The organism is Comamonas suwonensis (assembly GCF_012844455.2).
Lineage (GTDB): Bacteria > Pseudomonadota > Gammaproteobacteria > Burkholderiales > Burkholderiaceae_C > Comamonas > Comamonas suwonensis.
This window is the reverse complement of record NZ_JABBCQ020000021.1, coordinates 56,261-66,282: the sequence shown is the minus strand read 5'-3', so window position 1 is coordinate 66,282 and position 10,022 is coordinate 56,261. Positions and strand designations below refer to the sequence as shown.

The following is a 10,022-nucleotide window of genomic DNA, read 5'->3' as shown; positions in this document are numbered from 1 at the left end:
TTCCAACCTCAGCGCTCACGATCTCGCATCATTAAGGAACGGAAAAAACTACAGAATGGCTGATCTCAGCCGTTGCGTGGATTGGTTCCTGCTCCGGCAAACGGAGTGGGGGGCAGGTGATTTGATTCGCATTGGTACCATTATTCTTGCAACAGAAATATGTGAGTACTTTGGCCTGTAACCCAGCGGAATCGCACTGACGGCCGGATCAAACCACTCATAACTACAGTCGTCTGCTTTGGGCCGAGGCTGTGTGAAAACGCGAAAAGGTCACGTTTCCGGGAGTAGCAAAACCATTCCCGACAGCGTGATCGTCGATCCTGGATCGATCTGAGAGGTCGAATTTTCAACTTGACCTCTCACGATGGAGTTTTCACACAGCCTCGGTCGTTTGCTGTCGCTGCTTCAGGCTGTGAAGTCAGCAGGTCGAACACTCGTCGTCAGCGACTGAGTCAAGGTGACGGGCGAAAAAACAACACTTCGCAGGATGTGTTCACTTGCTGATTTGTCAGCTTGGGTGCCAAAGCCTGCGCTACTTTGTGCCAAAGCGAGTGCAAATTTGTGCCAAAGGCCGCGCAACGCAATTAAATTCGTGCCAAAGGCCGCGCAACGCAATTGTTATTTACATGGAAAGAATCAAGGGGTTTTGGGTACTTTCCCAATGAAAATGCCTCATGGAAGTAGACCTAAAACCCTAGGTCTTGTACAAGACTTGAAAAAAACAGCCCGGTTGCGCTTAGAATTTTGTATTGTGGGAACGCATTGCATCAAGATAGTGTCGTCCCGCTGTGTCAGGCCCCATTGCGCAAGCTCGGGATGTCGGCCCTAGGCACTCCCCCTTTTTTCATAACCTGAGACACGAGATGAGTACGCAGCAACCCACCATCATCTATACCTTGACTGACGAGGCTCCTCGCCTTGCCACCAGCGCATTCCTGCCCGTGATCCGCGCTTTCGCGGCACCAGCCGGCATCAATGTGGAGACCAGCGACATCTCGCTGTCCGGCCGCATTCTGGGCGAGTTCCCCGAATTCCTGAGCGAAGAGCAGCGCGCTCCCAACAATCTGGCTGAACTGGGCAAGCTGACGCTGACGCCTGAAGCCAACATCATCAAGCTGCCTAATATCTCGGCATCTGTGGGCCAGTTGCAAGAAGCCATCAAGGAGCTGCAAGGCAAGGGCTACGCTCTGCCTGACTTCCCTGAGAACCCAGCGACCGACGCAGAAAAAGACATCAAGGCTCGCTACAGCAAGTGCATCGGCTCTGCCGTGAACCCCGTGCTGCGCGAAGGTAACTCCGACCGCCGCGCTCCTGCTGCTGTCAAGAACTACGCCAAGAAGCACCCCCATTCGATGGGTGAGTGGAAGCAGTGGTCCCAGACCCATGTGTCCCACATGGACAAGGGCGACTTCTACCACGGCGAAAAGTCCATGACTCTGGACAAGGCCTGTGAAGTCAAGATGGTGCTGGAGACCAAGTCTGGCAACAGCATTGTTTTGAAGGACAAGGTCAAGCTGCAGGCTGCAGAGGTGATCGACTCCATGTTCATGAGCAAGAAGGCGCTGTGCGATTTCTATGAAAAGGAAATCGAAGACTGCAAGGAAGCAGGCATCTTGTTCTCGCTGCACGTCAAGGCCACGATGATGAAGGTGTCCCACCCCATCGTGTTCGGTCACTGCGTGCGTATTTTCTACAAGGAAGCCTTTGAGAAGCACGGCAAGCTGTTTGACCAGCTGGGCGTGAATGTGAACAACGGCATGGCCGACCTGTACGCCAAGATCGAAAAGCTGCCTTCGTCGCAGCGTGAAGAGATCATCCGTGACCTGCACAAGTGCCAGGAAGATCGTCCTCGTCTGGCCATGGTGGACTCTGCCAAGGGCATCACCAACTTCCATTCGCCTAACGACGTGATCGTTGATGCCTCCATGCCCGCCATGATCCGCGTGGGCGGCCAGATGTGGGCTGCTGATGGTAAGCCTTACGACTGCAAGGCCGTGATGCCTGAGTCCACCTTTGCCCGTATCTACCAGGAAGTGATCAACTTCTGCAAGTGGCACGGCAACTTCGACCCCAAGACCATGGGCACCGTGCCTAACGTGGGTCTGATGGCTCAGAAGGCTGAAGAGTACGGCTCGCACGACAAGACGTTCGAAATTGCCGAAGACGGCGTGGCGAACATCGTTGACACCGCCACTGGCGAAGTGCTGATGAGCCAGAACGTGGAAGCGGGCGATATCTGGCGCATGTGCCAGGTCAAGGACGCACCTGTGCGCGACTGGGTGAAGTTGGCCGTGACCCGTGCCCGCAACTCCGGCATGCCTGCTGTCTTCTGGCTGGACCCCTACCGTCCCCACGAAGCCGAGCTGATCAAGAAGGTGCAAACCTACTTGAAGGAATACGACACCACCGGTCTGGAAATCCACATCCTGTCGCAAGTGCGCGCCATGCGCTACACGCTGGAGCGTGTGGCTCGCGGTCTGGACACCATCTCGGTGACCGGCAATATTCTGCGTGACTATCTGACTGACCTGTTCCCCATCCTGGAACTGGGCACCTCGGCCAAGATGCTGTCCATCGTGCCTTTGATGGCCGGTGGCGGCATGTACGAAACTGGTGCTGGCGGTTCCGCTCCCAAGCACGTGCAGCAACTGGTGGAAGAAAACCACCTGCGCTGGGATTCGCTGGGTGAATTCCTGGCCCTGGCCGTCTCGTTCGAAGACCTGGGCATCAAGGAAGGCAACGCTCGCGCCAAGCTGCTGGCCAAGACTTTGGACGAAGCCACGGGCAAGCTGCTGGACGAAGACAAGTCGCCTTCGCGCCGCACCGGTGAGCTGGACAACCGTGGTTCGCAGTTCTACATCGCTCTGTACTGGGCTCAGGCTCTGGCCGCTCAGACCGAAGACGCAGAGCTGGCTGCCAAGTTCTCCACTCTGGCCAAGACACTGACCGACAACGAAGCCAAGATCGTGGGCGAGATGAAGGAAGTGCAAGGCAAGGCTGTCGATATCGGCGGCTACTACATGCCCGACGTGGCCAAGCTGGACGCCGTGATGCGCCCCAGCGCCACCTTCAACGCCGCTATCGCAGCCGCGTAAGCTGAGTTTTGCAGTGCGGGGCTTCAGCCTCGTCTGCAAACAAGCCGCAAAGAACCGGTGAGCCTGAAAAGGCCGCCGGTTTTTTTATTTCTGCTATTGAATGTATAGCTGGTAGCGCTTGACTGATATGCGGTATTGGCATATTTGATGTGTGAAAATTGGCTCAGTCATTGGGTGTGGCGGTCTTCAGCGGTGCGATCTTGGCGCAGCCAGTGATGCCCCGCTGGCAACGAGCCTTACGTGCTACGCAATTCAGGAAGGGCGTCGCCCACTTTGTCGCTAACCCAATAAAAAACCCCGCTGACGGTATGAGTCACTGGGTTTTTTATTGCGCTTGCTTGAGTACTTCTTCACCGAAAGCGAAGACGCTTAACGCCTGGGCAAAATATCCAGATCAGCGGCACTTGGCAAAAAGCTGCCATTCCACACAGCACGTGCAGGCACAGGGTTCTTGGTGGCATAGGCCTTGGAGACCTGCTCGGCCATGGCTTGCAGGCGCTCTGTGCGCAGCTGGCCAAAACCTTCGGCACGGGCACCAGCGCTGTCAATGGCGGTCTCTATGGTCAGTTTCAGGCGTTTGACTTCCAGCGGCGCGTTGACCAGTCCGTCCTTGGCCTTCATGGAGGCAATGGCAGCTTCGGGGTTGGCAATGCCTTCCTTCGCGCCACGGGCAAAGGCTTTGAGGAAGGCGCGCACAGCTTCGGGTTTTTCGGCAATCAGCTTGGGGCTGGCGATGATCACATTACCGTAGAGCTGCACGCCGTGGGTGGCGTAGGGCAGAACCACCACATCCTCCCGCTTGATGCCGCGTGCTTCCAGGTTGAGCAGGCTGGTGAAGGTGTAGCCCGTCACGGCATCCAGATCGCCGCGCGCCAGCATGGTTTCGCGCAGCTGCGGGTCCATGGTGCTCCACTGCACATCGCCCACATTATTGGCTTGCGCAAAGATGGGGAAGGTGCGGCGACCTGCATCAAAAATGGGAGCTCCCAGCTTCTTGCCCGTCAGGTCTGAGGCTTTGGTGATGCCGGATTTCTTGAGTGCCATGACAGACGCCGGCGTGGTGTTGTAGATCACCATGATGGCTACGGGCTTGATGGGCGCATCGGGGTTGTTGGCGTGAAACTCCATCAGCGCCGCCAGATCGGCAAAACCCAGATCATGCGTGCCGGATGCTACGCGCTGAATCGCCCCTGCGCCGCTGGCTGCTTCTACATTCACATCCAGACCTACTTGCTTGAAATAGCCTTTTTGCTCGGGATGCACGAAGAGGGCCGCAGGCCCTTCAAAGCGCCAGTCCAGCTGAAATTTGAGAGGTGTTTCTGCCGCCTGAGCGTGGCCCCAGGTCATGGCCATGGCTGCTGTGGCTGCTTGCAGAAAAAGTCGTTTGCGCATGAAGCTTCCTTGTGTCGTTGATCGCTGAAGTGATGACAAGCCTGAGCGCAAGATCAATGCCAAGTTGTATACAAGGTGAGCGGCGATGAGGGGCGCACTGCGCTGGTGCAAACAGGGGCGAGGCTGCGTGGCGCTGGTGCATGAGGCCCGGCGTGAAAGGGTTTTCTCGCATGCTGTGTGCTGGGCATGAATATTGCGGTGAATAGCACGATAGCGTAGGTACTGCTTGTGCTACGTGCTATTGAATCCATATCAAACCCGTTTCAAGAATGGATAGAAACCGCCATGACAGAGATCGATTTTTCCCAACTCGACACCTATTCCCGCTATAAGCTGATGGCCAGCCTGATCGTGCCGCGTCCGATTGCGCTGGTCACCACGCTGGGCGCCGATGGAACGGTGAACGCCGCGCCTTTCAGCATGTTCAACATGATGGGAGAGGACCCGCCCGTGGTGATGCTCAGCATTAACAAGGTGCAGGATGCGGCGCAAAAAGACACGGCCAGCAACATCTTGCGTACGGGTGAATTTGTGGTGCACATCGCCGACGAGGCCATGGCCGCTGCCATGCACCGCTGTGGCGACCGCCTGCCGCCAGAGCACAGCGAGTTGCTGCACACGGGGCTGACGGCTACGCCCTCACAAAGCGTGAAGCCGCCGCGCATTGCGGAGGCGCCAGTCGCTTTTGAATGCGTGCTGCACGAGACGCTGGAGACGGCAAGCCGCTATGTCTTTATCGGCCGCGTGCAATGGCTGGCCGTGCGCGAAGGGCTGGTGGATACCGAAAAATGGCGCGTGCGCCTGCAAGAGTTCTTCCCCGTGGGTCGCTTTGGTGCCAGCTTTTACGTCAACTGCCGTGATCGCTTCGCGATTGAAGCGCATGAGGGCAGGGCCGCAGCACAGAGCGGTGCAGCAAGCACGGTGATCGACGAGATGTGAGAGGCCTGGCGTCCTCAGGTCTGACTCAGATTGCGGCGGGCCTGGGCTTCCAGCAACTGGTGAAAGTGCGGCGTGGCGTAGATCGCATCGCGCTGCAAAAAGCTTTGCAGCACCTGCTTGCGCTTGAAGCGATAGACCAGCCGTGGCACCCAGGCGTATTCGGCGGCGACTTGTGCGTCGTACTCGGCAAAGCGCGCCGGGCTGGCACCCAGAATGGCCAGGTCTATGTCAACCAGCAGCTTGGCGTCGGCTTCAATGGATGCCTCGGTAGGTGGCGCAGTGTGACAGGTGGCCATGATGAGGGCGTGCACACGCTGACAGATTTCGTCTGTCGCACCGGAGTTCTTGAGCGCCTGCACAGCCCATTGAGCGCTGCGCAGCTCGTTGTCTTGGGCTTTGATGTCGTAGATGGCATCGTGAAACCACAGCGCCATTGCCACCTCACCGGGGCGCTGGGCCTGCTGCCAGACTGCGTCAAAGTGCGTCAGGCATTCGGTCAGATGCTGCTGGGTGTGATAGTGGCGCTGGGGCTGGGCATAGGCAGCCAGCAGGCGCTGTTGCAGATCAGCGGGCGGCGTCAGGCCGAGGGCTGCCCAACTGCGCTGCCATGAGGTCTGAAACAGGGAAGATTGCCGGGTGTCTGGCTCTGTATTCATACGGCGAACCTCTGAAATTTTATTTCAAGAAATTGGCTTGCAGCGCCTGTCAATATTGGGGGTTAGCCAAAAAAATGATAGCAGACTACAATGGCCGCGACCACGCCTGCCAGCTCGGCCAGCAGGGCGCAGGGAACGGCGTGACGTGCGCGCTGAATGCCTACGGCACCAAAGTACACGGCCAGCACATAGAAGGTGGTTTCGGTGCTGCCCTGAATGGTGGCGGCGACCAGCGCGGCAAAGCTGTCTACGCCCTGGCTTTGCATGGTCTCGATCAGCATGGCACGGGCGGCGCTGCCCGAAAACGGTTTGACCAGCGCAGTGGGCAGGGCGTCGACAAAGCGGGCGTCCATGCCCATGGCGTGTACGACCCAGCGAATGCCTGACAGCGCATATTCCAGCGCTCCCGATGCGCGAAATACGCCTACGGCGCAGAGCATGGCGACCAGATAAGGCAGCAGGCCCTTGGCCACGTCAAAGCCCTCTTTGGCTCCTTCGATAAAGCTGTCGTACACAGCCACCTTGCGCCATGCGCCCAGCCCCACAAACAGCACGATCAGCGCAAACAGCGTGAGGTTGCCCATCAGCGATGAAAGCTGCGCCAGCGCCGCCGCGCTGAGCGTGGTGAGAAAGGCCATGAAGGCCCCCAGCGCCAGAGCCACTGGCAGCAGATAGGCCAGCACGACAGGGCTGAAGATGGGCAGGCGCTGCACTAAGGCAACGCTGAGCAGGCCCACCAGTGTGGAGGCCGAGGTGGCCAGCAAGATAGGCAAAAACACCAGCGTAGGATCTGCCGCGCCTTGCTGCATGCGGTACATGAAGATGGTGACAGGCAGCAGGGTGAGCGACGAGGCATTGAGCACCAGAAACAGAATCTGCGCATTGGTTGCGGTGTCCGGGCGCGGGTTGAGTTCTTGCAGGGAGCGCATGGCTTTGAGGCCCATGGGCGTGGCGGCGTTATCCAGCCCCAGCCCGTTGGCGGCAAAGTTCAGCGTAATCAAGCCCAGCGCCGGGTGGCCGCGCGGGACCTCGGGCATGAGTTTGGAGAACAGCGGCCCCAGCACCTTGGCCAGCCATTCGACCACGCCCGCTTTTTCGGCAATGCGCAAAAAACCCAGCCACAACGTGAGCGTGCCAAACAGCAGCACCATCACCTCGACCGAGAGCTTGGCCATGGAAAACAGGGCCTGCACCATGGCCGAGAAAACGTCGGCTTGCCCACCCACCAGCCACTGCGCCAAAGCAGCGACAGCTGCCACCAAGAAAAATCCTAGCCACAAGGCATTGAGCATAAAAGCGCCTGTTTTTGTACTGGCGCTGATTGTGGCGTGAAATCTGGGCTGCAGTGGCACACTGCACCTCTTGCTTACCCGAGGAAAGCCATGACTGAAAGCAACCACGCCTCCTGGATGAACAAGCTCCGCGCGCACTTTGCGGGGCACACGCTGGGAACCTGGCTGATCATGCTGCTATTTACCTATGCCGGGCTGCTGGTGCTGCATTTCTTGCTGCTAGGTTCTCCGTTCAGCATGTTGAGTGAAGCGCTCAATGTTTGGAAGCTGCTGGGTGTGATCTTGCTGATGGTGTCATGCCTGCTGGCCTTTGTCGTGGTCTGGCAGTTGTACCGGCTGCGGCGCACCGTGCTGTGGTGGGCGTTGGCGCAATGGGCTTGTGCTTTTGCCGCGATTGCGCTGTTGTTCTTGCCCTTGCTGGGAATGGCTTGGGCCGTGGCAGTGCTGGCTGTGGCCTGGCCTGTTGTATCGCCGGTGCTGGTTTGCCTGATGGGTACGACGCTTTATCTGATGCTCCTGATAAAACGGGGAACTCTGCGTTGATAGAGGCCAAGCAACCGCTCTGGGAGCAGCCCTATGGCAAGGGGCTTGTCCTGCTGATGGGGATGTTCGCGTTTCTAGGCCTGATGAGTGGCTGGATGTTGCTGGAGGTCGATTTTTCTGACGCCTGGAATTCTGCAGGGCGCATGCCGTGGGCACTGGCGCTGCAGGCGATGCTGGCGCTGAACTCTGCCATGTGCTTCACGCAGGTCTGGCTGCTGCGGACTCGCAACCAGTCGGCCGTGCTGCTGAGCATTCTTTACGGGGCGCTGGGCGTGATCACACAGGCGGGCATGTTCTGGTATGTCGGGCAGAGAGGCCAGCGCGCTAATGCTTTTTCCGTCATCTTCTGGCTGGCCGAGGTGATTTTCTGGTCGGGCATCGTGGCGTATCTGTGCTGGCTCAAGCACCGGGGCGTGCTGCGCTAGTGGGCATGAACCTCTCTTGGGCACGAAGCCGTGTCAAGAACTGCGCATGCCGCCAGCCTTCTGGGCCGCACAGGTGTATAACCTTGCTTCGAGTTTTTTCTCTGATTTTTGTGCATTTTGCGCAAATCATCCCCCCAATCAACAAGGAATCGCACCCATGGGCGCGCAATGGAAAGCAAAGGGCAAGGCGCTGGTCGCCGATGCCAAGGGCAAGCTGTTTGGCAAGCTGGTCAAGGAAATCATGGTCGCAGCCCGTCTGGGCGGCGGTGACCCCGCAGCCAACTCGCGTCTGCGCATGGCTGTTGAAGCGGCCCGCAAGGCTTCCATGCCCAAGGACACGCTGGACCGCGCCATCAAGAAGGGCGCTGGCGTTGGCGCCGATGCGGTGAACTATTCCAGCGTGCTGTTTGAGGGCTACGCCCCTCACCGCGTGCCGGTGATGGTCGAGTGCCTGACCGACAATCCCAACCGCACTGCGCCCAATATGCGCGTGTGCTTCCGCAAGGGCCAGATGAGCGCTGTGGCATGGGACTTTGACCATGTGGGCATGGTTGAAGGCGAAGCTGAAAACGGTGCCGACGTGGAAATGGCCGCCATTGAAGCGGGCGCTCAAGACTTCGAACCCGGCGACGACGAGGGCGTGACCCTGTTCATCACCGATATCGCCGATCTGGATGCGGTGAGCAAGGCTTTGCCTGCGCAAGGCATCAAGGTGGTGTCCGTCAAGCTGGGCTACAAGGCCAAGAATCCGGTCAGCATGGCTAGTCTGTCTGCCGAGCAGCAAGAAGAAGTGCAGGACTTCCTGGCTGGTCTGGAAAACGACGATGACGTGCAGCACGTCTTTGTGGGTCTGGTCGACTGATAACGCTTTCACCGCGTTTGCAAAAAGGAGCAGTGCTGGCACTGCTCCTTTTTTTATGCGCGCTGGCCAATTGGCTCTGGGCAGTAGCGCTGAACTTCAAGAAAACAAGCCTGCGCCTTTGACAGGCAGGCACGAGTCGGTATCAAAAAGTGTAGTTGCTTTAATGATTTTTCAATGCCTGCAACTGCTCTTCACCCGGTTCAATAGACACCTATCAATGTTTAAATTGAACTGGAGAGTGTGAAGTAAAAAAGTGAAATACCCGGCTGTATTCGAGGCAGAAGCAGTCAAGCATGTGACCGAACGTGGTCACGGGCTGGTGGATGTGGCCAAGCGGTTGGGCATGTCGGACAAAAGCCTGTACTTGTGGGTGCTGCTTGCCAAAGAGGAGTCCAGCACAGGTGGCGCAGAATCAAGCCTGCTTAAGGCCGAGGTATCCGGGCTCAAAGCGGAGCTCAAAAGAGCCGATGGGGAGCGTGACATCCTAAATACAGCCGCAACGTAGGAAGAATGGCAGCAACGCCAGTGTCTTCACATGCTTTGATCTGCTCGCCGCTGTAGTAGCCACGGTCAGCAATAGCTTATAGCTTGCGTTTGTCCATGGTCTTGCGTGCGGCCAGCGCCATGGAGGCACGCTATGTCAAAAGTCTATAGCACTGCAAAAGATTATGAGGACGAAATGATCTATTGGAATGCCAAGCCAAAGTGATCCATCAGTGATTTCCGGTCGTTCGAAGTAAGTTGCAGCTCGCGACTGTCTAGTTGGCGGATTACACATCATTTTCGTACGAGCGTGACCAACAATGCTGCACCCAACT

The 10,022-nt window shown here is 57.8% G+C and carries 9 protein-coding genes and 1 pseudogene; 7 read left to right on the top strand and 3 right to left on the bottom strand.

The annotated features are described in order from the left end of the window. Positions 1 to 181 (top strand): hypothetical protein (locus HF327_RS21895; RefSeq protein ID WP_206764482.1); only part of this gene is annotated, 181 nt, incomplete at its 5' end. A gap of 682 nt (positions 182 to 863) precedes the next feature. Continuing rightward, positions 864 to 3,095, top strand: coding sequence for an NADP-dependent isocitrate dehydrogenase (locus HF327_RS19500; protein ID WP_198462039.1), 2,232 nt, complete (start codon positions 864 to 866; stop codon positions 3,093 to 3,095). A 369-nt stretch (positions 3,096 to 3,464) separates the two neighbouring features. On the opposite strand, the gene HF327_RS19495 is transcribed toward HF327_RS19500, so the two are convergent. Beyond that, a complete protein-coding gene (locus HF327_RS19495) occupies positions 3,465 to 4,487 on the bottom strand; it encodes an ABC transporter substrate-binding protein (RefSeq protein WP_198462038.1) in 1,023 nt (340 codons plus the stop codon). 285 nt (positions 4,488 to 4,772) lie between these two features. Here HF327_RS19495 and HF327_RS19490 point away from each other — a divergent pair, with 285 nt between their 5' ends. Then, entirely contained in the window at positions 4,773 to 5,426 is a 654-nt protein-coding gene (locus HF327_RS19490; RefSeq protein WP_198462037.1) for a flavin reductase family protein, read from the top strand. 14 nt (positions 5,427 to 5,440) lie between these two features. Here the strand turns inward: HF327_RS19490 and HF327_RS19485 are convergent, their stop codons facing one another. Then, on the bottom strand, positions 5,441 to 6,082 hold the full coding sequence (locus HF327_RS19485) for an HD domain-containing protein (protein WP_198462036.1): 642 nt from the start codon (positions 6,080 to 6,082) through the stop codon (positions 5,441 to 5,443). A gap of 62 nt (positions 6,083 to 6,144) precedes the next feature. Beyond that, the gene (locus tag HF327_RS19480) at positions 6,145 to 7,374 is read right to left on the bottom strand and encodes a nucleoside recognition domain-containing protein (protein ID WP_198462035.1); all 1,230 of its coding nucleotides are present in this window, start codon (positions 7,372 to 7,374) and stop codon (positions 6,145 to 6,147) included. Between the two features lie 90 nt (positions 7,375 to 7,464). Here HF327_RS19480 and HF327_RS19475 point away from each other — a divergent pair, with 90 nt between their 5' ends. The 4 genes and pseudogenes from HF327_RS19475 to HF327_RS19460 form a co-directional block, all read left to right on the top strand. Then, a complete protein-coding gene (locus HF327_RS19475; protein ID WP_198462034.1) occupies positions 7,465 to 7,917 on the top strand; it encodes a hypothetical protein in 453 nt (150 codons plus the stop codon). Between the two features lie 62 nt (positions 7,918 to 7,979). Next, positions 7,980 to 8,342: a virulence factor MviN gene (locus HF327_RS19470; RefSeq protein ID WP_236024294.1), complete on the top strand. Its 363-nt coding sequence runs from the start codon at positions 7,980 to 7,982 to the stop codon at positions 8,340 to 8,342. Between the two features lie 157 nt (positions 8,343 to 8,499). Further along, positions 8,500 to 9,204, top strand: coding sequence for a YebC/PmpR family DNA-binding transcriptional regulator (locus HF327_RS19465; RefSeq protein ID WP_198462033.1), 705 nt, complete (start codon positions 8,500 to 8,502; stop codon positions 9,202 to 9,204). Between the two features lie 253 nt (positions 9,205 to 9,457). After that, positions 9,458 to 9,691, top strand: a pseudogene (locus tag HF327_RS19460) (transposase); the annotation flags it as partial. Positions 9,692 to 10,022 lie beyond the last annotated feature (331 nt).

Coding starts and splice junctions, on each gene's coding strand:
- HF327_RS19500 (WP_198462039.1), top strand. CDS start 864: ATGAGTACGCAGCAACCCACCATCATCTATACCTTGACTGACGAGGCT.
- HF327_RS19495 (WP_198462038.1), bottom strand. CDS start 4,487: ATGCGCAAACGACTTTTTCTGCAAGCAGCCACAGCAGCCATGGCCATG.
- HF327_RS19490 (WP_198462037.1), top strand. CDS start 4,773: ATGACAGAGATCGATTTTTCCCAACTCGACACCTATTCCCGCTATAAG.
- HF327_RS19485 (WP_198462036.1), bottom strand. CDS start 6,082: ATGAATACAGAGCCAGACACCCGGCAATCTTCCCTGTTTCAGACCTCA.
- HF327_RS19480 (WP_198462035.1), bottom strand. CDS start 7,374: ATGCTCAATGCCTTGTGGCTAGGATTTTTCTTGGTGGCAGCTGTCGCT.
- HF327_RS19475 (WP_198462034.1), top strand. CDS start 7,465: ATGACTGAAAGCAACCACGCCTCCTGGATGAACAAGCTCCGCGCGCAC.
- HF327_RS19470 (WP_236024294.1), top strand. CDS start 7,980: ATGTTCGCGTTTCTAGGCCTGATGAGTGGCTGGATGTTGCTGGAGGTC.
- HF327_RS19465 (WP_198462033.1), top strand. CDS start 8,500: ATGGGCGCGCAATGGAAAGCAAAGGGCAAGGCGCTGGTCGCCGATGCC.